22 protein-coding genes are annotated in these 26,486 nt (G+C 61.9%); 13 read left to right on the forward strand and 9 right to left on the reverse strand.

The genetic code is table 11. The annotated features are described in order from the left end of the window. Positions 1 to 45: 45 nt before the first annotated feature. A complete protein-coding gene (gene trxC, locus BM254_RS03980; RefSeq protein WP_091998939.1) occupies positions 46 to 483 on the reverse strand; it encodes a thioredoxin TrxC in 438 nt (145 codons plus the stop codon). Positions 484 to 550: 67 nt separating this feature from the next. After that, the gene (locus BM254_RS03985) at positions 551 to 994 is read right to left on the reverse strand and encodes a methylglyoxal synthase (protein ID WP_091998943.1); all 444 of its coding nucleotides are present in this window, start codon (positions 992 to 994) and stop codon (positions 551 to 553) included. 84 nt (positions 995 to 1,078) lie between these two features. Here BM254_RS03985 and BM254_RS03990 point away from each other — a divergent pair, with 84 nt between their 5' ends. Next, positions 1,079 to 1,858 carry an ATP-binding protein gene (locus tag BM254_RS03990; RefSeq protein ID WP_091998946.1) on the forward strand — a complete coding sequence of 260 codons (780 nt, stop codon included), beginning with the start codon at positions 1,079 to 1,081 and terminating at the stop codon, positions 1,856 to 1,858. 5 nt (positions 1,859 to 1,863) lie between these two features. On the opposite strand, the gene BM254_RS03995 is transcribed toward BM254_RS03990, so the two are convergent. From BM254_RS03995 to pdsR, 3 genes are read right to left on the reverse strand one after another with little or no spacing between them, the layout of a single operon-like run. After that, positions 1,864 to 3,171: a DUF3422 family protein gene (locus BM254_RS03995; RefSeq protein ID WP_091998948.1), complete on the reverse strand. Its 1,308-nt coding sequence runs from the start codon at positions 3,169 to 3,171 to the stop codon at positions 1,864 to 1,866. Positions 3,172 to 3,185: 14 nt separating this feature from the next. Continuing rightward, entirely contained in the window at positions 3,186 to 5,207 is a 2,022-nt protein-coding gene (locus BM254_RS04000; protein ID WP_091998951.1) for an ATP-binding protein, read from the reverse strand. Between the two features lie 3 nt (positions 5,208 to 5,210). Beyond that, positions 5,211 to 5,912, reverse strand: a complete 702-nt coding sequence (pdsR, locus tag BM254_RS04005) for a proteobacterial dedicated sortase system response regulator (RefSeq protein ID WP_091998954.1) — start codon at positions 5,910 to 5,912, stop codon at positions 5,211 to 5,213. A gap of 188 nt (positions 5,913 to 6,100) precedes the next feature. Between pdsR and BM254_RS04010 the strand changes: the two genes are divergently transcribed. The 5 genes from BM254_RS04010 to BM254_RS04030 all read left to right on the forward strand — a co-directional run bounded on the left by BM254_RS04010 (position 6,101) and on the right by BM254_RS04030 (position 10,317). Next, positions 6,101 to 8,218, forward strand: coding sequence for a marine proteobacterial sortase target protein (locus tag BM254_RS04010; protein WP_091998956.1), 2,118 nt, complete (start codon positions 6,101 to 6,103; stop codon positions 8,216 to 8,218). Further along, on the forward strand, positions 8,215 to 8,817 hold the full coding sequence (locus BM254_RS04015; RefSeq protein ID WP_091998959.1) for a class GN sortase: 603 nt from the start codon (positions 8,215 to 8,217) through the stop codon (positions 8,815 to 8,817). Before BM254_RS04010 ends, BM254_RS04015 begins: the two co-directional genes overlap by 4 nt. Positions 8,818 to 8,868: 51 nt before the next feature. Next, a complete protein-coding gene (locus BM254_RS04020) occupies positions 8,869 to 9,594 on the forward strand; it encodes a lysophospholipid acyltransferase family protein (protein WP_091998962.1) in 726 nt (241 codons plus the stop codon). A gap of 73 nt (positions 9,595 to 9,667) precedes the next feature. Beyond that, positions 9,668 to 9,910: a GlsB/YeaQ/YmgE family stress response membrane protein gene (locus BM254_RS04025; protein ID WP_091998964.1), complete on the forward strand. Its 243-nt coding sequence runs from the start codon at positions 9,668 to 9,670 to the stop codon at positions 9,908 to 9,910. A 2-nt stretch (positions 9,911 to 9,912) separates the two neighbouring features. Then, positions 9,913 to 10,317 carry an MAPEG family protein gene (locus tag BM254_RS04030; RefSeq protein WP_091998967.1) on the forward strand — a complete coding sequence of 135 codons (405 nt, stop codon included), beginning with the start codon at positions 9,913 to 9,915 and terminating at the stop codon, positions 10,315 to 10,317. A gap of 62 nt (positions 10,318 to 10,379) precedes the next feature. On the opposite strand, the gene BM254_RS04035 is transcribed toward BM254_RS04030, so the two are convergent. Beyond that, entirely contained in the window at positions 10,380 to 10,820 is a 441-nt protein-coding gene (locus BM254_RS04035; RefSeq protein ID WP_091998969.1) for an OmpA family protein, read from the reverse strand. Between the two features lie 317 nt (positions 10,821 to 11,137). On the opposite strand from BM254_RS04035, the gene BM254_RS04040 reads away from it, so the two are divergent. Continuing rightward, on the forward strand, positions 11,138 to 12,580 hold the full coding sequence (locus BM254_RS04040; RefSeq protein ID WP_091998972.1) for a rhomboid family intramembrane serine protease: 1,443 nt from the start codon (positions 11,138 to 11,140) through the stop codon (positions 12,578 to 12,580). 203 nt (positions 12,581 to 12,783) lie between these two features. Here the strand turns inward: BM254_RS04040 and BM254_RS04045 are convergent, their stop codons facing one another. Beyond that, entirely contained in the window at positions 12,784 to 14,238 is a 1,455-nt protein-coding gene (locus BM254_RS04045; protein WP_091998975.1) for a hypothetical protein, read from the reverse strand. Positions 14,239 to 14,381: 143 nt separating this feature from the next. Between BM254_RS04045 and BM254_RS04050 the strand changes: the two genes are divergently transcribed. The 6 genes from BM254_RS04050 (at position 14,382) to BM254_RS04075 (ending at position 24,042) form a co-directional block, all read left to right on the forward strand. Beyond that, positions 14,382 to 16,202 carry an ABC transporter ATP-binding protein gene (locus BM254_RS04050; RefSeq protein WP_091998977.1) on the forward strand — a complete coding sequence of 607 codons (1,821 nt, stop codon included), beginning with the start codon at positions 14,382 to 14,384 and terminating at the stop codon, positions 16,200 to 16,202. A 173-nt stretch (positions 16,203 to 16,375) separates the two neighbouring features. Next, positions 16,376 to 19,138, forward strand: coding sequence for an aconitate hydratase AcnA (gene acnA, locus BM254_RS04055; protein ID WP_091998980.1), 2,763 nt, complete (start codon positions 16,376 to 16,378; stop codon positions 19,136 to 19,138). Between the two features lie 265 nt (positions 19,139 to 19,403). Then, positions 19,404 to 19,721 carry a DUF2288 domain-containing protein gene (locus BM254_RS04060; RefSeq protein ID WP_091998982.1) on the forward strand — a complete coding sequence of 106 codons (318 nt, stop codon included), beginning with the start codon at positions 19,404 to 19,406 and terminating at the stop codon, positions 19,719 to 19,721. Positions 19,722 to 19,789: 68 nt separating this feature from the next. Then, a complete protein-coding gene (locus BM254_RS04065; RefSeq protein WP_091998985.1) occupies positions 19,790 to 20,698 on the forward strand; it encodes a LysO family transporter in 909 nt (302 codons plus the stop codon). Positions 20,699 to 20,806: 108 nt separating this feature from the next. Next, positions 20,807 to 21,766 carry an ABC transporter substrate-binding protein gene (locus BM254_RS04070; RefSeq protein ID WP_091998991.1) on the forward strand — a complete coding sequence of 320 codons (960 nt, stop codon included), beginning with the start codon at positions 20,807 to 20,809 and terminating at the stop codon, positions 21,764 to 21,766. Then, positions 21,763 to 24,042, forward strand: a complete 2,280-nt coding sequence (locus tag BM254_RS04075; RefSeq protein ID WP_245777348.1) for a diguanylate cyclase domain-containing protein — start codon at positions 21,763 to 21,765, stop codon at positions 24,040 to 24,042. Before BM254_RS04070 ends, BM254_RS04075 begins: the two co-directional genes overlap by 4 nt. Here BM254_RS04075 and BM254_RS04080 read toward each other — a convergent pair. Continuing rightward, positions 24,012 to 25,625, reverse strand: coding sequence for a Na/Pi cotransporter family protein (locus BM254_RS04080; protein ID WP_091998994.1), 1,614 nt, complete (start codon positions 25,623 to 25,625; stop codon positions 24,012 to 24,014). The genes BM254_RS04075 and BM254_RS04080 overlap by 31 nt on opposite strands. Continuing rightward, a complete protein-coding gene (locus BM254_RS04085) occupies positions 25,622 to 26,431 on the reverse strand; it encodes a TatD family hydrolase (RefSeq protein ID WP_091998997.1) in 810 nt (269 codons plus the stop codon). Before BM254_RS04085 ends, BM254_RS04080 begins: the two co-directional genes overlap by 4 nt. Positions 26,432 to 26,486 lie beyond the last annotated feature (55 nt).

Below are 26,486 nucleotides of genomic sequence, written 5' to 3' on the forward strand. Positions count from 1 at the left end.
AGCACCGGTCAGCCGGCCGTGGGGCCGGTGCCGCCCGTCCTTTGTTCAGCCCAGTTCGCTGTTGAGCCAGGCCGAGAGCTGGGCCGCGGGCATGGCGCCGCTCTTGCGGGCAATCTCGCGGCCGCCCCTGAACAGGATCAGGGTGGGAATGCTGCGGATGCCATACTGGCTGGAGGCCTGCGGTGCCTGCTCGGTGTTGAGCTTGGCAAAGACGACTTTACCGGCCCAGTTGCGGGCGGCCTGTTCAAACTCCGGTGCCATGGCCTTGCACGGGCCGCACCAGCTGGCCCAGAAGTCGACGAGCACGGGCAGGTCGGACTGGCCGGTAAAGCTGGCCATGGAGGCATCGTCCAGGTTGGCCACATCGCCATTCAGCAATGGTTGCTTGCAGGCGCCGCAGTTGGGCTTGTCACCCATGCGGTCGGCCGGTACGCGGTTGGTCCTCAGGCAATGGGGACACTTGATCTGAAGTGGATCAGACATCGGGAACTCCTCGGAGAATGGGTCTGTTTACCAGATAGTAGCCACGGTGCCTGAATTCAAGCCTCGCTCATTGATTGACTTCGCGCCCGGTGTAGTCGGAGAAGTCCGGCTTTTGCGGATGGTGCTGGTCGTCGGTCATGTAGGCGGAAGTGAGCACAAACTCGGCGGTGGCGCGGTTACAGGCCACGGGAATGTTCCACAGGGCGGCTATGCGCAGCAGCGCCTTGATGTCCGGGTCGTGGGGCTGGGGTTCCAGCGGGTCCCAGAAAAACACCAGCAGGTCGATCTCGCCCTCGGCGATCTTGGCGCCGATTTGCTGGTCACCGCCCAGCGGACCGCTCAGCAGGCAGTTGAGATCCTCCCGCCCGAGGCTTTCCCGCAACAGCCGGCCGGTGGTGCCGGTGGCATAGAGGCGCAGGGGTGCGAGCCGGGTCCGGTTCTCATTTGCCCACTCCACCAGTTCCTTCTTCTTGTTGTCGTGCGCCACCAGGGCGACGGATTTTACGGCCATTTGCGGTAAAGTCTCCAGTTATGGATCAAGATTGGTTGTCAGTGTTCCACAGCCTGACGCCAGACGAAATAGGAAAGAAGGTTTATGAGCACCACGCAGTTTGACTGGCAACACACACCGGCGGCGGTCTGGCGCCGCCACCGCTCGGGCTTGCGGGCGATCCGGCGGCTGGACCCGATCAGCTGGAACGATCTCAAGGGTATCGACCGGCAGAAGCAGGCACTGGCCCGCAATACCGAACGCTTCCTGGCCGGTGAGCCCTCCAATAATGCCCTGCTCTGGGGCTCCCGGGGCACCGGCAAGTCGTCTCTGATCAAGGCCCTGTTGAACCGCTATCGGGACCAGGGGCTGCGCATGATCGAGGTGGACAAGGACGATCTGGTGAACCTGCCGGAGATCGTGGATGACATCTGTGATCTACCGTTCCGGTTCGCCATCTTCTGTGACGACCTGTCCTTCGATGTCGGCGAATCCGGTTACAAGGCGCTGAAGAGTGTGCTGGAAGGCTCCCTGGAGCTACCGCCGGAAAACGTCCGGGTGTACGCCACCTCCAACCGCCGCCACCTGATGCCCGAGTTCATGAGCGACAACCTCAAGAGCGAGGTGCGGGACGGCGAGCTGCATCCGGCGGAGGCCATCGAGGAACAGGTGTCCCTGGCGGACCGGTTCGGCCTGCAGCTGTCGTTCTATCCGTTCGCGAAGGATGTCTATCTGGAGGCCATTGATGCCCTGTTCCCCGAAGTTCAGGACCGGGAAGCCCTGCATCTGGAAGCCATCCGCTTTGCCACCGGCAAAGGCGTGCGCAACGGGCGTACCGCCCAGCAGTTTTTCCGGCAGGTGGCCGGAGACAGCCGGTTCCGTTGAGCTGGCTACTGCCGCCTGGCCATCTTGATGAAGTGGTGATGGACGATACGGATGCCCAGGAACACCAGGGCCATGACTACCGGGATGGCAATGCCCAGAACCAGGGTCTTGTTGAACACCACGCCACTGTCGTAGAGCGCGTCCAGCCCCAGTTTCAGCAGGCCGATCAGGTAATAGGAGATGGCCACCACGGAGAAGCCTTCCACCGTGTGCTGCATCATCAGCTGGATGCGTGACCGGCGGTCCATGGAACTGAGCAATTGCTGGTTCTGGCTCTGGATCGCCAGCTCCACCCGGGTGCGCATCATGTCCGAGGCCCGGTCCACGCGCCGGCTCAGGTCTTCAACCCGCTCGCTCACCGCTTCGCAGGTTTTAACCGCCGGCGTCAGCCGCCGGGTCATGAACTCGGTCATGGTCAGGTGGCCAGAAAGCTCGTCTTCCCGCAGTTCCTCCAGCCGGGTCAGCACCAGGCGGTGGTAGGCCCGGGTGGCGGAGAACCGGAAGGTGGAGTGGGCTCGGAAGGCCTCGATCCGGGCAGCGATGTTGCTGAGTTCCCCCAACAACCTCTGCTCGTCCACATCCTGATTGTCGGCCAGGGCCTGGGTGATGATGGCCAGTTTCTGGTCCATATCATTCAGTGACGGCGTGATGTCACGGGCCACGGGCAGGGCCAGCAACGACATCAGCCGGTAGGTCTCGATTTCCATCAAGCGCTGGGTGAGTCGGCCCAGCTGGCTGTTGGACATATGATGGTTCTGGACCATGAACCGGCCAAAACCATCGCTATGCAGCTTGAACGTGCCCCAGATCCTGGCCGCCCCTTCCTGGGGGCTGCTACCCACCAGGCGCAGGCCCTCGAAATGCTGGCGCACGAAGGCCAGGTCGCTGGCGGCATCGTGGGATGACGGGCGGATGTCCACGTGGAAGGCGGCAATCACCGTACCCGCCATTTGCTCCAGCCAGCCCTCCGGCAAGGGTGTAATCCCGGTTTCGGTGAAAGGATCGGCACTGCTTTCGGCGAGACTGGTAAAGGTATAGGAGGCAAACTCCATGTGCATTTCCCGGCGCACCTTCAGGGTACCGAAGGTTTGCTCGAAACAGCCGACTTCCTCCTCGGGAACCGGGTAGCCCAGCAGGCGGTGGAGCTCCTGCAGGTGCCGGAACTGCTCCCGGCGCTGGTCCGGCGTGGTCAGGATCGCCATCTGGGTCACCCGCGCCGGGGTGGGCAGCACCTGGAAGGGTCGGGAGTGGAGTTCGTTGTATAGCTCATCCCGTAGGGGATGGATGTCGAGATGTTCCAGTCGTGTGCTCACAGCAGAATCCGGGCTTATCTGGGCTTGACCGGGATGATAACCCGGAAACGCACCCCGTCAATGCGACCATGGGTCTCATTGGCAGCTTCGACCCGGCCACCATGGTACTCGGCGATCAGTCGAACAATCAGCAGACCCTGGCCCAGGTGGCCCTCGCCACTGCCTTCCCGGTGGGACACGAAGGCGCCGAAGATGTCGGCGGAGCCATCCTCGGGCAAGGCCGAGCCCTCGTTGAACACGGACAGTTCCAGATACTCCGGATGCTGTGCCAGGGCAACCTCGATCAGCCCATGCTCGGGGGTGAAGTCCCGGGCGTTGTCCACCAGCTTATCCAGCAATTGCACCATGTGTTCCGGCGAGCCGGTCAGGTTACAGCCCTGTTCCGGGCCCAGGTACCGGATCTCGTGGGTGCTGTCGAGGCTCTGGTAAGCGGCCGTGGCCCCGGCGGCCACTTCGGCGAGGTCAAAGGGTTCCCTGTCGGCCTGATCGAAGCTCTGTTCCAGTCGCGCCGCCTCGCTCATGCCGTGGAGGATCTGGCGCAGACGTTCCGTGGCGGTTGAGGCACGTTCCAGGTACTGCTGGCGTTCCGCCTCGGACTGGGCATGGGCGAGGTTTTCCAGGGAGGAGCGAACGATTGCGACAGGGGTCTTCAGCTCGTGGGACAACCGGCGGGAAAAACTCTCGAGATAGCGGTTATAGCCATGCAGCCGTTCCACCATCTGGGCAAAATGTGCCTGCAGCTGGCCCAGCTCATCCCGGCTGGCGGCAGCGGGCAGAGTGCCGGTGATCCGGCCGTCTTCGTCGACGGTGGCGCTCACCAGCCGCTGCAGCCGGGCAATGCGCCAGGACAGCCAGCTGGCATAGCCGAGCAGAACCAGGGTCAGGGCAACGATGATCAGGGTGCTGCGGGCAATCACCGAGCCCAGGGTGGAACCGGACAGGGTCAGCAGTTGGTCCAGGGATTGTTCCAGGAGGAGGCTCCGGTCGCCGAAAACCGGTTTGGTCACCAACAGCCATCGGCTGTCATCCGGGTGCCGGAACAACCCCTGTTCCGGCAGGGAGCTGGCATCCAGTTGTCGCGCCTGGTCAGGCAGAAGCCCGGGCTCGGGCTGGTAGAGCTGGATCAGGTAACGCAGGACGTTAAGACTGATCTGCTCCAGCACCTGAACTGGACTGAGGCTGTCAAATTCCGGAGATGTATCAGTGCCCGGATTGCGGGCTTCGGCAATCACCCAGTCAGCCGGCTCGACAATCCGGACCTGCTGGCCCGGGTCGAGCTGTTGTTCCAGTCGGCGTTCCAATTCAGGTCGCGGCCCGACCAGTACCGGTAATGGCTCGAGCGAGGTCGCCAATTGGGTGTCTCCGTCCCGGTGCGCGGAAAAACCCAGCCGGCTGTTGCCCGGTGGTTGTGGTAACTGGAGCTCCAACTGCCAGCCCTCGCCATGCTCCTGCCAGGCACCTTTCACACGGTAGTCCGGGCGGGGTTCTTTGGTGTCGGTCTGGCCGTAGAGCTCACCCGGAGCCGACGGGCGAATCAGCCAGGCCTGGCGCGCCGGTGACTGGTCCACCGCCGTGGCCGGCGCCTGCAGCCAGATTTTCAGGTAATCGTGGGGCTGCTCTGGGGCCGCGGGGCTGAAGAATCGGGACTGGCGCCCGCTCAGCCGGATCAGCAGATACAGGTATTGGCCATTGCTGGTCGCCTGCCATTGGAGTTGCAGGCCGTCGTCGGTCCCGGTGCCTTGCCAGGGCTGGGAAGCCGCGGTGTCATCGTAGCCGGGCCATTCGGAACCATACCCGTCCGGGGTGAAAGGCTGGCTCAGGGGCGGAACATAGATGACCGGAGTTTCGGCGGGGATTGCCGGCTCGCCCAGCAGCCGGTCTCCGGCCAGCTCGGCCAATTGTTCGGCGCGGGAGTCCAGTTGTCGGATCGCCTGGTCCCGCAGTGCTGTATCCAGTTCGAGCACGAATTTCAGGCCCGCCCAGGGAATAAGCAGCATCAGCAGACTGGCAACAAGGAGCTGGCGCTTGAGGCTCAAGGGTCAGACCTCATGGGCGTTCCAGCGGTAACCCATGCCGTAGGCGGTCTGGATGCCATCGAACCGGTCGTCCACCTGCTGGAATTTACGGCGGATGCGCTTGATGTGAGAAGTCACGGTGTTGTCGTCGAGCACGGTGCTGGCGGCTTCCATCAGCTGATCCCGGCTGCGCACGTGGCCGGGGTGGCGGACCAGCGAGTGCAACATCCAGAATTCGGTGACGGTCAGGTCAATGGGCTGGTCGTTCCAGGCCACGGTCATGCGGTCCACGTTCAGGGTGAGCCGGCCCCGCCGGAGCAGTTCGTCCGGTTTCTGCAGCGCCTCGGCCCAGGCATCGGCCCGGCGCAGCAACGCGGTGATCCGGGCCAGCAGATGATCGATGCTCATGTCCTTGGTGACATAGTCATCGGCGCCCAGCCGCAGGCCGTGAACCGTGTCGATGTCGCTGTCCCGGGCGGTCAGGAAGATGATCGGCAGGGTCATCGACAGCTGCCTGAGATCCTGGCACAGCAGGAATCCCCCTTCCGGCTCATCACCGAGCCCGACATCGATGATGGCAAGGTCCGGCAGCTCCTGCTGCAGCGCCTGGTAGGCCGAAGCCCGGTCCCCGTAGGCCGAGACCCGGTAGCCACGGCGCTCGAAGGCGGCCCGGTAATTGTCCCGGATCGCGGGTTCGTCTTCGATCAGCACAAGGTGTTTCTTCATGGTCGTCGACCGGTTGTCTGCATGGAGTCCCTATTTAACCATGGCAACCGGTCAGGACAAGGTCCAGGGGCCTGTTGCCATAATTGATCATTATTCGTCGCCGTATTGTCGCACTCTGCCACGGCCTGCACCTTTCGGGTTGGTGAAATAGCGGTCATCCACGGAATTGATCGGGAAAGGACCTTGTGATGATGCTATCGACGACCCTGCTGAGACTTTCAGTGCCGGCAAAACCCGCACACCGGGCCCGGCTGCGCCGGTTCATGGAGGGCATCACCCTCTGGCTGGCATTCCTGTTGCTCCTGTTCGTTCAGCCCCTTTACGCCGAGGCGAATGTGGCCGATGAACTCCAGCCCGGACTGCTGCACTTCACCGACAACCGGGGTGACTGGCAGGAACCCGCGCTGGTGCTTGACAGTGACTTTGATGTGACGGTCAGCGGACTGATTGCCGAAACCCGTCTCACCCGGCATTTCCGCAACACCAGTGACCACTGGCGCGAAGGTGTCTTTGTGTTCCCGCTGCCGGAGAAGGCCAGCGTCTATGCCCTGACCATGACGGTGGGAGAGCGCACGATCACCGGTGAAGTGCGCCCGAAAGCGCAGGCCCGCCAGGAGTATGCCGAGGCCCGGGACAGTGGCCGGCAGGCCGCGACAGTGGAGCAGCAACGCCCGAACCTGTTCACGTCCCGGGTGGCCAATATACCGCCCGGAGAAGATATAAGCATCGAGCTGCGCTATCAGCAGCCGGTGAATTACCGGGACGGTCAGTTCTCGTTGCGACTGCCCACCACCCTGACACCCCGATACATGCCCGGGCCGATGCTGCCGACGGGCGAAGCCTCTGGCTGGAGTGATGGCTGGGCCATTGCCACCCGGGAAGTGCCGGATGCCGATGCCATCAGTCCGTTCACGGTGCGGCCGGAGGACGTTGCCGCCGACAGCCACCGCGCCAGCATCAGCGTGTCTCTCAATGCGGGACTGGAACTGGCAGACGTCACCAGCCCCGGCCACGAACTGGAAACCCGGACCGATGGGCAGGAGGTCCATGCTTCGCCTTCGGAAGGAACAGTGCTTATGAATCGGGACTTCGTGCTCCGCTGGCGTCCGGTTCGTGGCAGGGAACCGGTGGCCGCGGTTTTCCATGAGCAATTCGGTGGTGAGGATTACCTGATGACCATGGTGGTACCGGGCGTCACGCAGGATAGGGTCCTGCCCCGGGACCTCGTGTTCGTGATCGATACCTCCGGTTCCATGGCCGGCGAATCCATCCGCCAGGCCAGGCAGGCGCTCGGGCGGGGCCTGGACACTCTCTCCGCCGCCGACCGGTTCAATGTCATCCAGTTCAATTCACAACCCCACGCCCTGTTCATGGCGCCGGTGCCGGCCGATGGCAACAACCTGGCCCGCGCCCGTCGTTATGTCAGCCGGTTACAGGCCGAGGGTGGCACGGAAATGGCGTCTGCCCTGTCGCTGGCACTCGGCGGGGCCGGACATGATGACACAGATGATGCCGCACGGGTCCGGCAGGTGGTCTTCATTACCGATGGCGCTGTGGGCAACGAGGCGGGGCTATTCGGGCAGATTCGCGAGCAGTTGGGTAACCAGCGTCTGTTCACCGTCGGCATCGGTTCGGCCCCCAATATGCACTTCATGCGGGAGGCCGCCCGTTGGGGGCGGGGTACCTATACCGCCGTCAGCAATCCGGCGGATCTCGGTGGCCCGCTGGAGACCCTGTTTTCGGCCATGGAGGCACCGGTGCTGACGGGGCTCCGGGCACAATGGCCCGTGATCGATGCCGAAGCCTTCCCGGAACGCCCGGGCGACCTGTTCCGGGGTGAACCGCTGATCCAGGTCGTTCGCGGTGTGCCTCCGGTAGGGCAGCTGTCGGTTACCGGCCTGGCACCGGATGGCAAGCGCTGGGAGCGGACATTGGACCTCCGGCAGTCTGCAGAGGGTACCGGGCTGCACCGGCGCTGGGCCCGTGCGAAGATTGACAGCTTACTGGACCGGGCCAGGATTCAGGGCGAGCAGCCGGATGAGGAGCGGATTGTCCGGCTGGCGATGGCGCACAGCCTGATGTCACCGTTTACCAGTTTCGTGGCGGTGGACAGCACACCGGTGCGCTCTGGTAATGATCCGTTGCTCGCTGAGAGCGTGCCTACCCTGTTGCCGGCCGGAACCTCATCCGGAATGCTGCGATATCCCCAGACCGCCACCATTTCACCGCTACTCATTGCCCTGGGGCTTGTGGGCACGATGTTCAGCGCAGCGATCGTGCTCCTGCGCGGGAGGGTAGCGCTGTGAACCGGATCCTTTTGCTGCTGCTCAGTTCTTCCGCCACTTTACTGGTGTTCGGGCTTTGGATACCCATCAAGGCGGTGGTCGCCCAGGAGCTGCTGGCGCTGGCGTGGGCAGAGAGCCAGGCCCGGCAGACCGAAACCCGGCCCTGGCCCTGGGCGGACACCTGGCCGGTGGCCAGGATGGCACTGCCGGAACTGGACCGGTCCATGATTGTGCTGGAGGGTACCCACGGTGAGAGTCTGGCCTTTGGTCCGGGCCGCGTGCTTGGCGGCTTACCCGGCGAGGGCCCGGTCATCATTGCGGGTCACCGGGATACCCACTTCCGCCAGCTCAACGAACTGGCGCCCGGAAGCGGGATTCGTCTGCAGGGCCGTGATGGCCAGTGGCAGGACTACCAGGTCGAGGCATCCCGGGTGGTGGACAGTCGTCGGGAGCAGATTGACACCCAGCGCCTGTCCGCGAACACACTGTTGCTGGTGACCTGCTACCCGTTCGAGAGCCTGGATGCCGGCGGGCCGCTGCGTTACGTGGTGACGGCACGGCGCCAGAATCCGGCACCGGGTAACCGGCTGGAACAAATTGATACTGTTGCCGGGCTATGACCTTGGCGTACACTTGTGCGCCAGTTTTATGCAACAGAGTAGCTGTACCTGATGGGTGTTTTGAGAAAGCTGTTGGCGTGGCTGAGCGTGCCGGTAATCAGCCTGTTGGCACTGGTTCTGTACCTTGCCCGCCCGTTCAATCCGGATAACAACCGTATGCTGGGATGGGTAGTTGCCCGTTTCGGACGCTGGATCCTGGGTATGGAGCGTCCTGTCGAAGGCCGGGAGAACATGCCGCAGGACCGGCCCACCGTGGTGATCGCCAATCACCAGCATAACGATGATCTGTTTGTGATGGGGGATCTGCTGCCTCCACGGACGGTTACGGTTGGAAAATCCTCCCTGGTCTGGTTGCCGTTTTTCGGTCAGGTATTCTGGCTGGGGGGCAACGTCATCCTGAACCGGTCCCGCTCAAAGAAAGCCGTCGCGGCCATGCAGCTGGTCGGCGAAACCATCGCCCACGACCGGAAAAGCCTGTGGGTGTTCCCCGAGGGTACCCGCAGCCATGGCAAGGGGCTGGGTAGCTTCAAGAAGGGTGCCTTCCATGCCGCTCTTGCTTCCGGCGCCCCGATCACCATGGTCTGTGCCAGTGAATACGCCGACAAAACCTGTCGCCTGCTGGGGCGCCGTGAGCCTGTGGCTATCCGAATCCTTCCCCCGATCGAAACCGCTGATCTCAGACCCGAGGATGTGCCCGAGCTGATCGAGCGCTGCCGGTCCCGGATGGCCGAGGCCATTGCCTCCATCACGCCCGCTTCCAGTGTCGGAAGTGCTTGAAGCACTGCAGGAAACAGGGCAGTCTTTGCGTGGACTGACCGTTTCTTGAAGCATCCTCAGGGAGAGGCGAGAGATGAACCTGATTTATTTTCTGATTATTGGTGGTGTGGCCGGCTGGCTGGCCGGGCTGATCATGAAGGGGCGCGGCTTTGGTGTACTGGCCAACATTGGTATCGGTATCGTCGGCTCGTTCATTGGTGGTTTTCTGTTCGGGCTTTTGCAGTTGTCAGCCCAGGGCGCGGTTGGACGGCTGGTAACGGCCACCGTCGGGGCTGTTCTGCTATTGGCCATCGTTAACAAGATCAAGAAGGGTTAAGCATGATTGTCCCGGTAACCGGTGTCTACGCCGCTGTAATCGGTTTGCTCCTGCTGGTCCTTTCGGCCCAGGTGGTAAGGTTCCGGCTCAAGTACCGCAAGGGTCTGGGCGTCACCGATGACCGGGATTTCGAGGCGGCGGTTCGCGCCCATGCCAACCTGGTGGAATATGCGCCCCTGGGGTTGCTGATGCTGGGGCTTGCGGAACTTAACGGTGTGCCCAGTGGTTTCGTGTACTGGACCGGCATGGCCCTGGTGGTGGGGCGTATCCTGCATGCCTGGGGCATGATCAATGGTCGTGGCGGGCCGCATCCGGCCCGGATGATCGGCATCCTCCTGACCTGGTTGGCGATCCTGGTGGCATCACTGCTGTTGTTCTGGAATGTTTGGCAGGTCTACGGCGGTTGAACCGCCACACAACAAGCGGGGGCCCATGGCCCCCGTTTTTGTTGTGACCTGGCCTTTCTGAACTACAGGGCCTGGGCCATTTCCTGGGTCAGGTATTCCAGTTCCACCCGCCGGTTGGCGGCATGATCCTCAAGTGTGGCCAGCGGCCGGGTTGATCCCCAGTGCGCCAGCTGGATCTGGTTCTCGCCCACGCCTTCCCGGATCAGGATTCGGGCGATGGTGCTGGCCCGCAACCGGGACAGGAATTGGTTGTAATCCTCGGTGCCAAAGTTGTCGGCATGGCCGTGGATCCGCACTTTCAACCCCGGATATTGCCGGAGATAGGCAGCGTGCTGGCGTATGATCATCAGATCATCGCAATCGAGGGCATGTTTGTTGAAACCGAAATGAAATTTCAGTCGATGAGGTCTTTGTCCCGCAGGGGTGGTCATCGCCGCCGTAAAACCTGATGCCAGCGCCGCTTTGGCCAGCAGTTCCGGGTTGTCCAAAACGAGTACGGTCATGTGCAGTATCCTTGCTTCCAGTATCCGGTTTTTCTTGTTATTCCCGTCCACTATTGGTGGTGGCAGGAATAACGGCAATTGGCGAAAGGTCGATAGGACGCGGGTGCGTCGTCAGGCTGCCACCGATTTAATGTCATTTATATGACTCCGGTGTGACAGTGTCTCGCACCGGCCCCGCTATCTGTGGGGCTGTCCACATTTCTCGGGTTAAGCCGCTGTAACCGTCGCCTCAGGACCTATTACACCGGGAAATACGGGCAGGGCTGTGGTAAAAAAGCAGGTTTTCAGGGACAGAATATGATGAATTGTGACCGCCGATGCTGATTATCCCCGCCGAGAATGCCGTTAACTGGAAACGCCCGCCCCTGGTCACCCTGGGGCTGATGTTAGCCTGCCTGCTGGTTTTCCTGTTCTACCAGGGCGGAGACAGCCGCAAGATCGAGCAGGCGGTTGAGCAGTATCTCTCCCAGGACCTCCAGGAACTGGAAGCGCCCGTCTACGAGGATTATCTGCAACGGCAGATCCAGTTCCGCGGCGAGGAAGAGCGGGTCTACGACTTGCAGGAGTTCCAGCAGCTTCGGGAGGAGAACGCAGAGTTCTGGGTTGCCATCAGCCTGATGATGGACCGCGAGTTCTACCACTACCTGCTGGAGAACCGCGATATCCACTGGGCACCGGCGGAGCGGGCATATTGGCTCGAACACCGGACTGCGATTGAACAGGAATTCATCAGCCAGCTCAGTGCCCAGCAGCTGGGCCTGGTGCCGGCCGATCTGAAACCCTACACCCTGATTACCTACCAGTTCCTCCATGGTGGATGGGGTCACATCATCGGCAACCTGTTGTTCCTGTTCCTGCTCGGCTTCACGGTGGAGAAGGCGCTGGGCCCCGGGCGGTTCCTGATGGCCTACCTGCTGTGCGGTGCCATTTCCGGGCTGGTGTTCACGGCCTTTTCCTCAGGCAGCCCGCTTCCGCTGGTGGGGGCTTCGGGGTCGATTTCGGGGCTGATGGGCATGTACGTCGCCATCTACGGTTTGCAGAAGATCCGGTTTTTCTTTTTCCTCGGGGTGTACTTCAACTATTTCCGGGCACCGGCGCTGGCCATGTTGCCGGTCTGGCTGGGCAAGGAGATCTACGATTACTGGTTTGCCGGCGCCACCGGTGTCGCCTACATGGCCCACGCCGGCGGTCTGGTAGCCGGGGCTGGCCTGGTCTGGCTGTTTGGCCGCAGCTGGCTGCATGTGCGTGAGGAGTTCTTCGAGCCGGAGGAAAGTGAACAGGACGCCCGCTTTACCACCAGCTATGCCCAGGCCATGGCGAGCCTCGGCCGGATGGAGTTCGACCTGGCCCGCCGGCAGTTTGAGGCTCTTCGCCAGCACTACCCGGACCGGCCCATCCTGCTGAAGCACCTGTACCAGCTGGCCAAGCTGAGGCCGGACCTGCCCGAGTACCGAGACCGCACCCGTGAGCTGATGGAAGATGCCCTCAGCCGGCGGCAGCCGGAGCAGATGGTTGAAGTGTGGGAAGAATATCTCGGCAAGGGCGAGCACCACCAGCCGTTGGCCGCCGAGGACCACAACCGGGTGTTGTTCACCAGCCTGAAGCAGCAGAACTTCAAGGCCGCGGAGAAGGCCTTCGAGCGGCTGCGGGCCACCGGGGATGAACTGCTGACCTCAGAGGCCTGTCGCCTGCTGGTGAGTGAGTTCGAGAAGCGGCAGATGGAGCCCAAGGCGAGGCATTATCGGCAGTTGCTGACCTGAGCGGGCTGGCCGGTGGTGAAAATGGGGTCAGAAGAAAGTTTTCTTCAGACCCCTACCTCAGACCAACCCCGGCAGTTCGCCTCCAAACCGGGGTCAGATGAAAGCCTTCATCTGACCCCACCTTGGGCCCAACCTCCTCAGCTTCTCGCTAACCCCGGGGTCAGATGAAAGCTTTCATCTGACCCCAACTTCATCTTCACGCCTCACTCCGCAACAGCAAAGCTCGCCTTCGGCCCCTTCAACGGTTCCCGCTTCTCCGCCTGTTCCAGATACGTCCCGATCTGCCCATGCAGCGGATGATTCGGGCACTTCTTCTGGATAAACGTCAGGAAAGCGGTCGCCTTCTCCCACTGGTTGAGCCCATTGGCCAGGATCTGCGCCACCAGCAGGTACGCCGGGGCCAGCTGGTCACTGTCCGGGAAGCGTTTGTGGAAATCCTGGAGCAGCCTCAGAGCGGGTTTGAACCGGCCCCGGTGATACATGGCGCTGGCGCAGCGCACACTCAGTTCCGGATCCTCGAGTCGGAAGGTGGGTTCGGCCTCCTGCAGCAGGGTGACGAATCCGGCAACACCCTCACCGTCGTTGCTGTTCGCCAGCCAGTTGAGGATTCGGGCATGGTAACGGTGCAGCTCCGGGACATCCCGGCGTGCCATCAGCAGCTTGTATAGCTGGGCAACTCTCAGGGCATTGTCCGGGTCCCGTTTCAGAGCTTCTTTCAGCATGGACTGCACCCGGTCGTAATGGCCGTCCTTGAGGTTCATGTCGATATCGGCATCGAACCGGGCGGTCCTGTCCCTGCTCTGGGCCTGGGCGAGGGTTTCGCCGTCCTGGACGTCGGCGGCAAAACCCAGTTCCTCCTGGTACTGGAACAGCAGGTAGCCGAGCATGTGGAACAGGATCAGGGTGAAGGTACTGTTCAGGAAGCCGGCCAGGGGCTGGGAGAACCACAGAGGGAAGTGGTTCAGGGCGAAATCCTGGGCGGCGCCGGAAGCCAGGGTGAGCAGGATCAGATAGCCGTAGAGTAGAAAATAGGGTGTCCCGATGCGGGAAATCAGCAACGCCAGGTTCATGGGGTTCACCGCCGCTCCCACCGAACGTTCCATGGCCAGGACCATGATGCTGGCGGGCAGGGCCAGCACCACGAAGGCGATGGCCAGCATGCCGAGGATCGGACCACCCAGCATGGCAGCGGCGCCCACCAGGCCGCCCATTACGACAAAGACCAGCAGTTGCAGAACCACGATATCAAAGCCGCTTCCGGTGAAGGCGACAGCCACAGGCGGTGGTTTCAGGTGACCTTCGGCGGTGTGATTGATCACCGCATACGTATACTTGAACAGGGCCAGGGCGAGCACAATCCAGATCAGGATGCCGATCAGGTTCGCCGGAGCGATCACCGGCACCAGGGTGCAGATGGCAATTACGATCAGCGGATCGCTGTGGAACGGATAGCGGAAGAAGGCACCGATCCGGTTCCAGAACGGGACCGCTTCGGTGGCGGCCCCGAGGTAGCGCATGGCCTTGCTGCAGTGCGGGCAGAGCGCCTTGCGCTGGCGGGTATCGGCATCGGGCATGCAGCGGCTGCAGTAGTGGATCTGGCATTCGCCGCAGTGCCATTTGGCGGGTTCACCGGGGTGGTAGTGGCAGTCGTGTTTCACAGCGGGTCGGGTTCCTGGTCCGTCAGAGTCAGGCGGGTCATGATGACAGAACTGAAAGGGCCGCGCAGCTACCTGGTTAACAGGTAGACTGACAGCCCATAGCGTCCGTATTGAACCGAAGAATTACGGGGTCCGGAGGATTCTTGCAACAAAATAACCTGCAACAGTCGGCTGAGCCCGCCGGCGGGCATCAGCCCTACCGCTGGCGCGATATCTTCCTGCTGGCACTCAAGCACAAGCCGCGCCTGGTGCGCGCCAACCTCCTGGCGATCCTGGCAACGGTCATGGCCGTGCCGGTACCCCTGTTGCTGCCGGTACTGGTGGACGAGGTCCTGCTGGACGAGGCAGGACCGGTACTTCCGGTCATGGATGCCGTCCTGCCTGCCGCGTGGCAGGAGCCTGTGGTCTACATTGGGTTGATGGTGCTGGCAGCGTTGCTGCTCCGGTCGGCCGCCCTGTTCTTCAATGTCCTGCAATCCCGGGAGTTTTCCAAGGTTTCCAAGGATGTGGTGTTCCGCATGCGCTCCCGCCTGCTGGGCCGGCTCCAGCGCGTGGCCATGTCGGAGTATGAAACCCGCGGTTCCGGGGCCATCAGCAGCCATTTCATCACCGACCTGGATACCATGGACCAGTTCCTGGGGACCACCATCAGCCGGTTTCTGGTGGCCAGTCTGACCGTGATCGGTACTGCAGCGGTATTACTTTGGGTGCATTGGCAACTGGCTTTGTTGATCCTGCTGTTCAATCCGCTGGTGATCTTCGCCACCATCCTGATCGGCAAGCAGGTCAAGGAGCTCAAGCGTCGGGAGAACAGCGCCTACGAGGAATTCCAGGGCGACCTGACCGAAACCCTGGACGCCATTCACCAGCTCCGTGCAGCGAACCGGGAGAAACACTACCTGCGACTGCTGATCGACCGGGCGCGGGTGGTCCGGGATCATGCCATCCGCTTCCAGTGGCGCAGTGACGCCGCCACCCGGGCCAGTTTTGCTCTGTTCCAGTTTGGTGTCGACGTGTTCCGGGCTGCCGCCATGGTCACCGTTCTGTTCAGCGATCTGAGCATCGGCATGATGTTCGCCATCTTCGGCTACCTGTGGTTCATGCTCACGCCGGTTCAGGAAATGCTGAATATGCAATACGCCTGCTTCGCCGCCAACGCTGCCCTGGGGCGCATCAACCGTTTGCTGGAGCTGAAGGAAGAGCCGCGCTATCCGGCGCTGGAAGACCCGTTCCGTGGTCACCACACGGTAAGCCTGACCCTGCGGGACATTCATTTCGGTTATGGCGACGAGCAGGTTTTGCGGGGCATCAACCTGCGTCTGGAGCCCGGTGAGAAAGTGGCGGTGGTCGGTGCCAGCGGTGGCGGCAAATCCACCCTGGTGCAGATTATCCTGGGCATGTACACGCCCCAGCAGGGCGAGGTGCTGATCAACGATGTACTGGTGCAGCGGATCGGGCTGCCGAGGTTGCGGGAACACGTGGCCACCGTGTTACAGCATCCGGCCCTGTTCAACGACACCATCCGGCAGAATCTCACCCTCGGCCGGGACAAGCCGGATGCCGAGCTGTGGGAGGCACTGCGTATTGCCCAGCTCGATACCATGGTGGCGGCCATGCCCGACCGGTTGGATACCGTGATCGGTCGCCAGGGCGTTCGACTGTCTGGCGGGCAGCGCCAACGCCTGGCCATTGCCCGTATGGTGCTGTCGGATCCGTCCCTGGTGATTCTCGATGAGGCCACCTCGGCACTGGATGCCGAGACCGAGTACCAGCTTCACCGGGACCTGGAAGGCTTCCTCAAACAGCGGACTACCCTGATCATCGCGCACCGGCTCAGTGCCGTGAAGCAGGCGGACCGCGCCTGCGTGTTTGAGGATGGCCGGATCATCGAGGAGGGGCGGCACGAGGAACTGATTGCACGGGAGGGCATCTACGCCCAGCTCTATGGTCAGCGACAGACCTGAGATCCGGGCCGCCGGTCAGCCGGTTCTGTGCCTGCAACTTTCGGTGTCGACCTTGGTCTGATATTCACGGAAATGATCCCGAACATTCACCGGCCATTGGTTGAAGTCCTGTCATTAGCTGCAATAGTTAAAGGTAACTTCACATCGCTGAACCTTTTGAAGGGAGGCACCACATGTCGAACGAAAGTCTTGGAAAAGACAGCCTGAATACCCTTTCCGCCCTGGATGCGGGCGGCAAGACCTTCCACTACTACAGCCTGCCCGAGGCGGCCAAAACCCTGGGCGATCTCAACCGCCTGCCGTTCTCCCTCAAGGTCCTGATGGAGAACCTGCTGCGTAACGAGGATGGCCTCACGGTCGACCGGTCGCACATCGACGCCATGATGCAGTGGCTCAAGGCCCGGACATCCGACACCGAGATCCAGTACCGCCCGGCCCGGGTCCTGATGCAGGACTTCACCGGGGTGCCCGGTGTGGTGGATCTGGCGGCCATGCGCGAAGCGGTCAAAAAGGCTGGCAAGGATCCGGCATTGATCAATCCCCTGTCGCCGGTTGACCTGGTGATCGACCACTCGGTGATGGTGGACGAATATGGCACCCCCGCTGCCTTCAAGGATAACGTTGCCATCGAGATGGAGCGCAACAAGGAACGGTACGAGTTCCTGCGCTGGGGCCAGCAGGCCTTCGACAATTTCCGGGTGGTGCCGCCGGGCACCGGGATCTGTCACCAGGTCAACCTGGAGTACCTGGGCAAGACAGTCTGGCAGAAGGATGTGGACGGCAAGACCATTGCCTATCCGGACACCCTCGTGGGTACGGATTCCCACACCACCATGATCAACGGCCTGGGTATCCTGGGCTGGGGTGTTGGCGGTATCGAAGCCGAGGCGGCCATGCTTGGTCAGCCGGTGTCCATGCTGATTCCCGAGGTGATCGGCTTCAAGATCACCGGCAAGCTGCGGGAAGGTATCACCGCCACCGACCTGGTGCTGACGGTCACTGAAATGCTGCGCAAGAAGGGCGTGGTGGGCAAGTTCGTCGAATTCTACGGCGACGGTCTGAAAGACATGCCGGTTGCGGATCGGGCCACCATCGCCAACATGGCTCCGGAGTACGGTGCCACCTGTGGTTTCTTTCCGGTGGACGAGCAGACTCTCACCTATATGCGCCTGACCGGTCGCGATGAGGCCCAGCTGGAGCTGGTGGAAGCCTACGCCAAGGCCCAGGGTCTGTGGCGGGGGCCGGGCCATGAGCCGGTCTACACTGATGCCCTCGAGCTGGACATGGGGGATGTCGAGGCTAGCCTGGCGGGCCCCAAGCGTCCCCAGGACCGGGTGGCCCTGAAGAATATGAAGGCCTCATTCGAGCTGTTGATGGAGACCGCCGAAGGCCCTGCGGAAAACCGGAAAGCCAATCTGGAATCCGAGGGTGGCGGCACTGCCGTTGGCGCACAGGATGCCTACTTCGAGCATCCGGCCAGTCAGCCGCTGCACATGAACGGCGAGAAGTGCCGGCTGGATCCGGGTGCGGTGGTCATTGCCGCGATTACCTCCTGTACCAACACCTCCAACCCCAGCGTGATGATGGCCGCTGGCCTGATCGCGAAAAAGGCCGTGGAGAAGGGCCTGAGCACCAAGCCCTGGGTGAAGACCTCCCTGGCGCCGGGTTCCAAGGTGGTTACCGACTACCTGGCGGTGGCCGGTCTGCAGGATGATCTGGACAAGCTGGGCTTCAACCTGGTGGGCTACGGTTGCACCACCTGTATCGGCAACTCCGGTCCGCTGCCGGAAGCGGTGGAAAAGGCCATTACCGATGGTGACCTGACGGTCGCGTCGGTACTCTCCGGTAACCGTAACTTCGAGGGCCGGGTGCATCCGCTGGTGAAAACCAACTGGCTGGCCTCACCCCCGTTGGTGGTGGCTTACGCCCTGGCCGGTAACGTCCGGGTGGACCTGACCAGGGATCCGCTGGGTGCCGACAAGGATGGCAACCCGGTCTACCTGAAAGACCTCTGGCCGAGCCAGAAGGAAATCGCCGAGGCGGTGGAGCAGGTGAAGACCGACATGTTCCGCAAGGAATATGGCGAGGTGTTCGAGGGTGATGAGATCTGGAAGTCCATCAAGGTACCCGAGAGCAAGGTCTATGAGTGGTCTGACAAGTCCACCTATATTCAGCATCCTCCGTTCTTCGAGGGTATGGGCGAGCAGCCGGACCCGATCGACGACATCAGGGATGCCAATATCCTGGCCCTGCTGAGTGATTCGGTGACCACCGACCACATCTCACCGGCCGGTTCCTTCAAGCCCGATACCCCTGCCGGAAAATACCTGCAGGAGCATGGTGTGGAGCCGAAAGACTTCAACTCCTACGGCTCCCGCCGGGGCAACCATGAGGTGATGATGCGCGGCACCTTCGCCAACGTGCGTATCAGGAACGAAATGCTCGATGGCGTGGAAGGCGGCTGCACCAAGTTCGTGCCCACCGGCGAGCAGATGGCCATCTACGATGCTGCCATGAAGTACCAGGAAAACGGCACGCCGCTGGTGGTCATTGCCGGCAAGGAATACGGCACCGGCTCGAGCCGGGACTGGGCGGCGAAAGGTACCCGCCTGCTTGGCGTCAAGGCCGTGGTGGCGGAAAGCTACGAGCGGATCCACCGCTCCAACCTGATCGGCATGGGCGTGATGCCCCTGCAGTTCCCGGAGGGCGTGGATCGCAAGAGCCTGAAACTGACCGGTGAAGAAACCATCAGCATCGAAGGCCTGTCCGGCGACATCAAGCCGGGCCAGACCCTGAAGATGACCGTGAAGTACAAGGACGGCTCCACCGAGAGCTGCGAACTCAAGTCGCGGATTGATACCGCGAACGAGGCGGTGTACTTCCAGCATGGGGGTATCCTGCACTATGTGGTGCGGGAGATGCTGAAGAACGCCTGAGGTGTGAAAGTGGGGTCAGATGAAAGCGTTCATCTGACCCCGGGTTTACCTCCGCAGTCGAGCCAAGTCGGGGTCTGATGAACGCCTTCATCTGACCCCTGGTTAACCGCTGAGCCCGAGCGAATTCCCCCGGGGTCAGATCAGCCGATCTGACCCCATCTTCACGAAGGCCACCTCCAGCCCCTCGTTCACCCCCGTGTCTTGCGAACTGATTTCAGGTAAGCTGCGCCTTTTCCAGCAACCCGTTGAACGAAGACAAGGTCCCATGGCTGAATCCTCCCGAGACGACATCAAGGCCAAACTCAACCTCGAAACCTCCCGCATCAACTGGCACGAGCTCCAGACTTACTATGCCCGGGGCCAGGTCGTGCGCGTGGCACCGGAACTGGATTTGCTGGAGGTTGCCGCCGAGCTCACCGCCGACAACAAGGCGCAGTTCGAGCAGTGGATGCAGAAAGGCCAGGTGGGAGATGTCTCCCCTGACGTAGCCCGGACCTGGTACGATCGCAATGCCGAGCTCTGGGCCGTGGTCGTGGCGCCATGGGTACTGGTTCAGGACCGGTCGGGCCACGTACTGCACTGACCTGACTCTTTCAGAAATTCCGACGTCCTTTTCAGGATGCTTCCCCGTTATTCCAGCCTGAGGACACCATGCTCACCGGAGCCCTGCTGATACTGGCACCGCTATTTCTCGGTTTTGCCATTCCCCTGGCCAATCGCCGGCTGATGACGGTCATCCATTACACCGTCGAGACGCTGGTGTATTTCATCCTGGCGTTACTGGGCCTGGGGCTCGGCCAGATGGAGGGATTGGCGGCCCAGTTGGGCAACATGGCGGTACAGGTCACCGCCCTGGTGGCCGTATTGTTCCTGGCCAACATGGCCGGCCTGTGGCTGTTTCACCGCTGGCAGCCGATGAAAGTGGAGCGGGATGACAGTGACGGGCGGCCCGGTTACCGGCGTCTGTTCCTGGCCGGGCTGAAACCTCTGGTGGCGGTGATCGCCGGGCTGGTTGCCGGCTATTTCCTGTTGCCGACCCTGCCCATGACCGACCAGGTGGCCACCTGGGCACTGATGCTCCTGCTGTTCCTGATCGGTCTGCAACTGCGCAACGCCGGGCTTTCCCTGCACAAGCTGCTGATGAACCGGCAGGGGTTGGGCATGGCCCTTTCGGTGATGGTCAGCTCGCTGGTGGCGGGTGTGTTGCTGATTCCCGTCCTCGGGCTGCCCTGGCATGACGTGCTGGCCCTGGCATCGGGGTTTGGCTGGTATTCCCTGTCGGGCATTGTCGTCGGCGATGCCCTAGGCCCTGCCTGGGGTGGGGTTGCTTTCCTCAACGACGTGCTCCGGGAGATCATCGCCTTAGCGATCATCCCCCTGTTGATTGCCTCAAGGCCCGCAATGGCGATCGGTTATGGCGGTGCAACGGCAATGGATTTTACCCTCCCGGTGATTCGCAGTAGCGGTGGTCTGGCATGTGTGCCGGTGGCCATTGCATCGGGATTCCTGCTCTCGTTCCTCTCGCCTGTCCTGATGGGGGTGTTCCTTTCCCTGGGCTAGGGCCTATTACCGGCGGTCAATCGGGGTTTTACCGTTGTAATGGCACGCAGTAAGATAATAACCTACAAGAATATGAAGAAAACGTAACGCCTTGGTCCGGAGTTTCTGATGCACCGCCGCCATTTTCTGGGAGCTTCTCTGGCAGCCGGCCTTGCCGCCCTGGGGCTCCGTGGTTGTGGCGCGTCCAGCCCGATCCGGTTCGGAATCCATCCCTGGATTGGCTACGAATCACTTTACCTTGCAGAAGAGTTCGGCTGGCTACCGGCTTCGGTGGAGCTGGTGAAGGGATCCTCGGCCCTGGAGTCCATGGAACTGCTCAAATCAGGGAAGCTCGATGGTGCCGCGCTGACCCTCGATGAGGCCATACGAGTGCATCTTGAAAGTCCGCAATTGTTGGTGGTCGGGGTAACCGATGTATCCGTCGGGGCGGATGTACTGGTGGCAAAACCGGAAATCAGGAAACTTGACCAGTTGCGGGGAAAACGGATCGCGGTAGAACTGGCCGGAGTATCCGGCACCCTGTTGCTGAACATCCTGGACCAGGCCGGCATCGAACGGGACGAAGTGACCGTCATCAATGTGCCAGTCGACCAGCACGTCGGCCTATGGCAACAGGGAGAAGTGGATGCCATTGCCTGCTATGAGCCGACCGCCTCGATTCTCCTCGGCCTTGGTGGTGCGCGCCTGTTCGACAGCAGGCAATTGCCTGAAACCATTTTCGATGTGCTGGTGGTGACCCGAAAGTTCGCAGCCCGGGTACCAGATGCTGTTCGAGCGCTGCTGGCGGCGCATTTTTCCGGCCTTCGCCACCTGGTTCGCAACCAGCATGATTCGGTCTATCGGGTTGCAACCCGTCAGGGGATCTCCCCGGCGGACGTGAGGTTGGCGCTGGCCTCGGTCATGTTTCCGGATCTGGCCTCGAACCGGCGGTACCTGGCCAAAGATGGTCGTGTCGAGCAGGTTGCCCGCAGTCTTTCCCTGATGCTCGCCCGGGAGGGCCTGGTTCCGCGAACACTGGAGGTGGAGCGCTTCAGTGACAGCCAGTTCCTGCCCAGGAGCGTCTCGTGAAGCGGTGGATTCTCGGGTACCTGGCGTTCGCGGCTCTGATCCTGTCCGTATCCGGGACGACACTTGCCCAAGGCTTCCAGGAAGTGCGTTTCGGCATCTATGCCTATCGTCCCGATTTCATCATGAAGGAGCGATACCAGCCCCTGGTGGATTATCTGACAGGCCGGATCGGTATCCCAGTGAAACTGCAGGTGCTGGACCAGGAGCAGATGCGCGCGGCGCTGGCCTCCAACCAGCTTGATTTTTTCCTGACCAACCCGAGTCAGTTCCTGGTGATCCGGAGTGAGCGCAGCCTTACCGGGGAGTTGGCGACCCTGGTGCGCAAGCACGACGGGGTAGCCACAGCCAGTCTTGGTGGCGTGATTTTCACGGCGGCGACGCGAAACGACATCAATGGTCTTTCGGATGTGCGAGGCAGGACCATTGCCTCGCCCGGGCTTCATTTCCTCGGTGGTTTCCAGACCCAGGCCCTTGAACTGAAAGGCGCCGGTGTCGATGTTCTGAACAATAACCGGATAAAGCTCGTTCGCAGCCATGATCGGGTGGTCAGGTCCGTGCTCACCGGAGACGCCGACGTGGGATTTGTGCGCACCGGTATCCTGGAGGAACTGATTGCAGATGATCCCCGTCTGGCAGACCGGATCCGGATTCTCAATCGCCAGAACCTGGTGGGCTTCCCTTACGCCGTGTCCACGCGCCTGTACCCCGAATGGCCGGTCGCAGCCTTGCCCCATGTGGACAGCGATATCGTACGCCGTGTGGCGTCGGCCCTGTTCGCCATCGAGGAGAACTATCCGGCGGCGCTGAGTGCCGGTATCGCCGGCTTTGCCCCGCCCGCGGATTACCAGTCTGTTGAATACCTGGCCCGGGAACTCCGTGTCGAACCCTACGATGAGCTGCCGCAACTGACCTGGGGCGAGCTGGTGGGGCAGTATTGGGGCTGGCTGGTTGCTACCGTGATCCTGGTTCTGCTACTGACCGGTTCCATGTTGTGGTTACGACGCAAGAAGCGCGAACTGGCGGCTGAGCAGCTCCGGCTCCGGCGTTTGATCCTCAGTTGGCCCCAACCCATGCTGATGCTCCGTGGCGGTGAGTTCGTGGATAGCAATCGCGCCGCCCTGGAGTTGCTGAGGTATGCCATGCCCCGGTCATTACTGGGCAAGGATATCGCCGCTTTCTCGCCCCAAACCCAGCCTGATGGCGACGTTTCGCGGCAAAAAATCCAAAGACTGTTGCAGCGGGTGGACCGCGGTGAGGTTGTCCAGGTCGAGTGGGTCTTCAGGCGTTCTGACGGTTCGGAAGTCTGGGTCGACATGACCCTGGCGCCAGTGCATGACACAGAAGAGCCGCACCCCCATGTCCTGTGTTCCTGGTACGACATCACCGGCCGAAAAGAGGCGGAGCAACGCCAACGCATGGCGGCTAGTGTGTTTGACCATGCCAGGGAAGCCATTTTCATTACCGATCTCCATGGCGCCATCATCGACGTCAACGATGCCTACGTGGCAATTACCGGTCGAGCGCGCGCCAACGCCATTGGTCGGCTGCCACCCCTGCCTCTGGAAGAGGGCATCGGTGTATTGGCCAGTGCCCGGTCCCACGGTTTCTGGTCTGGCGAGTTTGCCAGCAAACGCCAGGACGGTGAGCGTTTCAACATGGCGTTGACGGTAAGTGAGGTCCGTGATGCGCAGGGTGCCATCAGCCACTTCATGGGCATTTTCTCGGACATTACCCGGCTCAAGGCCCAGGAGAAAGAGCTTCGGACCTTGGCGCATTATGATCCGCTGACGCATCTGCCGAACCGGGTTCTGTTTACCGACAGGATGCAGCAGGTCATGGCCCAGGCCCGGCGCCAGGACGATCTGCTGGCGGTGCTCTACATTGATCTGGACCAGTTCAAGCCCGTCAACGACGCCTATGGCCACAAGGCGGGTGACGAACTGTTGGTGGAGGTCGCCAACCGTATGCGGGCACAGTTGAGGGAGGAGGACACTCTGGCCCGCCTCGGGGGCGACGAATTCGCGGCACTGATCGTCAACGTTACAGAACCGGCTGTGCTGGAGAATCTGCTCGCGCGGCTGCTGCACGCCATTTCGGAGCCGGTGCCGGTGGCCGGCCACCTGGTACAGGTCTCGGCAAGCATTGGTTTCACCCTTTACCCCCAGGCGGAAGAACTCGATGGCGACCAGCTACTGCGTCAGGCGGACCAGGCCATGTATCAGGCCAAGAAGCGGGGGCGCAACCGTTACTGCGGGTTTGACAGCGCCGCTTCCTGATCCCCGTTCAGGAAGCTGGAAACCGGCTGCCAGGCGAGAGCCTTGTGCCACTGGTCCATCAGACGCCGGACCGAGCTGAGGGTATCCAGAATTTGTTCGCCATCGGTGGTGGCGATGTCGCGACGGACAATCATGGCCAGTAGCTCCGATTTGAGCTGATGGTAGATCGTTTCAGCCTCATCCACGGTGACTGGCAGGGGCTCGTCTGCGGCGACCAGGGTTCTCAGCGTGTCGATGTACCGCTCCAGTGCGTCGGACAGTCGGGACATGCCTGGCTGGTCCTTGGCGACCTTGAGTTTGAGCAGTTCCTCCGCCAGATCTGTAGCCTCCATCAGGTACCGGCAGGTGCGGATGCTCAGGGTCAGGGCATCCACGGTGGAGGGATGCATCTTTTCCGCCCTGACTCTCGAGACATAATCCACGATAGCCGAGTTCAGGCTCCGGCAGGCGTCCGCCTTGGGCTGGATCTGCGCCGGCTTCAGGTCTTCCCGGTCCAGACAGACCCTGAGCAGCCCCCGGATCAACCCGATCAGGCGCTTCATCTCCTCATCCACCGCGGCGACTGCCAGTTCCGGCGTGGCCACCAGGGTGTTGTCCAGGTGCCGCGGTTCCGCGTTGTCCTCTTCCTTGCTCCGGAACAGCCGTCCGAGAAAGCGTGCAAAGTGGGGCGTGAACGGCAGCATCAGCAGTGCCCCGAGGACATTGAACAGGGTATGGAACAGGGCCAGGGACACCGCGACGTTGGCGTCGAGCTCAAGCCATCGCGCCATCAGGGCCACGACCCAGAGCATGACGGGCAGGATGAGCAGGGCAATGACACCGGTCGCGGCGTTGAACAGGATGTGGCCTATGGCCAGGCGCCGGGCATTGGCAGTGGCCTTGAGCGCGGACAGCGCGGCGGTGGAAGTGGACCCCAGGTTGGCGCCGATCACCGCGGCAGCGGCGCTGTTCAGCGGGATCAGTCCACCGGCGGCCGCAGTCAGGACAATGGCCAGGGCCGCACTGGAGGACTGGGTCAGTACCGTGGCCAGAAAACCGATCAGGATGAACATCGGCAATCCGTAACCCGTGTCGATCAGGGTCTGGCTGTCGATTCCCGCGGTCAGGGACTCCAACGATGTCTTCAGAATTGACAGCCCCAGGAAGAACAGGGCGAAGCCCGCCAGAGCCTGGCCCAGCGCCTCGCTACGGGTGTTGTTGGTGGCCAGCTTGAGCCCCATGCCGAGGGCCAGCAGAGGCAGTGCAAAGGCCTCGATATTGAAACCGAAGCCCACCAGGCTCACCAGCCAGGCGGTCATGGTGGTACCAATATTAGAGCCGAAAATGACCCCCAGGGACTGAGAGAGCCCGAGCAGACCGGCATTCACGAAGCCGATGGTGGCCACCGTGACCGCGCCGGAGGACTGCACGATACCGGTGATCAGAAAACCCGCCGCCAGGCCGCGGACGGGCGTCCGCGTCCAGCTTCCCAGCAAATGGCGGAGATGGCGCCCGGCGGCATTCTTCAACCCATCGGTCATCATCTCCATGGCCAGCAGAAACAGTGCCAGGCCACCGAGGATCTGGAAGATGGTCGCAGTCATCGCTCGGGGAAGAAAGTCCTGAGGCTGTTGGCGTAGGTCTGCGCCAGCACCTGATCCAGCGGCAAGTCCTTGACCTCAGCGATCTTCTCGGCCACGAAGGGCAGATAGAAGGGCGCATTTTCCCGGCCCCGGTAGGGTACCGGCGTCAGGAAGGGGGCATCGGTTTCCAGCAGGATCTGTTCGATGGGCGCCATGCGTACGATATCGCGCACGTTCTCCGCCTTGTTGAAGGTGGTGATGCCGTTGAAGCCAAGGCACCAGCCCTGATCCAGGGCATAGCGGGCCAGGCCCGGGCCCGAGGTGAAGCTGTGAATGACCCCGCGGCGTTTCAGGGTGGCCTCGAACTCCTGGAGGATGGTGATGGTGTCCTCGTCCGCTTCACGACTGTGGATCACCACCGGCCGGTCGGTGTCACAGGCAATCTGCAGCTGGCGGCGAAATACGTCCCGCTGTACCTGGCGGTCGGCGTTGTCGTAGAAATAATCCAGGCCGATCTCACCCACCGCCACGATTTTGTCGTCACCGGCATGGGCACGGATCTCTTGTTCCACCTCATCGGTGTAGGTTTCCGCCTCGTGGGGGTGGATGCCCTGGGTGCCGTAGACCCAGGGGGCAACCTGGCTCAGTTCCCGGACTTTGGCCAGGTTCTCCGGTGACACCGCGATGGTGATCACGCGTTCAATGTTCACCCGCTGGCTCTGCTCCAGGGTTTCCGCGAGGGGGCGGTCCTTGAGGTAATCCAGGTGACAGTGGGTTTCGATGATCGGGTGATCGAAAACCGGAATCTCGCGACGTTTCTTGCTCATTGCTTTGACTGAACTCCATCGCAACCTTTGGTCAGGCTGCTATTCTGGGAACTTG

The organism is Marinobacter pelagius, assembly GCF_900114925.1.
Classification (GTDB): Bacteria; Pseudomonadota; Gammaproteobacteria; order Pseudomonadales; family Oleiphilaceae; genus Marinobacter; species Marinobacter pelagius.

Bases quoted from the DNA above. Each gene is read 5' to 3' on its own strand.
- BM254_RS04010 (WP_091998956.1), top strand. From the start codon at position 6,101: ATGATGCTATCGACGACCCTGCTGAGACTTTCAGTGCCGGCAAAACCC.
- BM254_RS03990 (WP_091998946.1), top strand. From the start codon at position 1,079: ATGAGCACCACGCAGTTTGACTGGCAACACACACCGGCGGCGGTCTGG.
- BM254_RS04020 (WP_091998962.1), top strand. From the start codon at position 8,869: ATGGGTGTTTTGAGAAAGCTGTTGGCGTGGCTGAGCGTGCCGGTAATC.
- BM254_RS04030 (WP_091998967.1), top strand. From the start codon at position 9,913: ATGATTGTCCCGGTAACCGGTGTCTACGCCGCTGTAATCGGTTTGCTC.
- BM254_RS04025 (WP_091998964.1), top strand. From the start codon at position 9,668: ATGAACCTGATTTATTTTCTGATTATTGGTGGTGTGGCCGGCTGGCTG.
- BM254_RS04060 (WP_091998982.1), top strand. From the start codon at position 19,404: ATGGCTGAATCCTCCCGAGACGACATCAAGGCCAAACTCAACCTCGAA.
- BM254_RS04070 (WP_091998991.1), top strand. From the start codon at position 20,807: ATGCACCGCCGCCATTTTCTGGGAGCTTCTCTGGCAGCCGGCCTTGCC.
- acnA (WP_091998980.1), top strand. From the start codon at position 16,376: ATGTCGAACGAAAGTCTTGGAAAAGACAGCCTGAATACCCTTTCCGCC.
- BM254_RS04085 (WP_091998997.1), bottom strand. From the start codon at position 26,431: ATGAGCAAGAAACGTCGCGAGATTCCGGTTTTCGATCACCCGATCATC.
- BM254_RS04040 (WP_091998972.1), top strand. From the start codon at position 11,138: ATGCTGATTATCCCCGCCGAGAATGCCGTTAACTGGAAACGCCCGCCC.
- BM254_RS04035 (WP_091998969.1), bottom strand. From the start codon at position 10,820: ATGACCGTACTCGTTTTGGACAACCCGGAACTGCTGGCCAAAGCGGCG.
- BM254_RS03985 (WP_091998943.1), bottom strand. From the start codon at position 994: ATGGCCGTAAAATCCGTCGCCCTGGTGGCGCACGACAACAAGAAGAAG.
- BM254_RS04065 (WP_091998985.1), top strand. From the start codon at position 19,790: ATGCTCACCGGAGCCCTGCTGATACTGGCACCGCTATTTCTCGGTTTT.
- pdsR (WP_091998954.1), bottom strand. From the start codon at position 5,912: ATGAAGAAACACCTTGTGCTGATCGAAGACGAACCCGCGATCCGGGAC.
- trxC (WP_091998939.1), bottom strand. From the start codon at position 483: ATGTCTGATCCACTTCAGATCAAGTGTCCCCATTGCCTGAGGACCAAC.
- BM254_RS04080 (WP_091998994.1), bottom strand. From the start codon at position 25,625: ATGACTGCGACCATCTTCCAGATCCTCGGTGGCCTGGCACTGTTTCTG.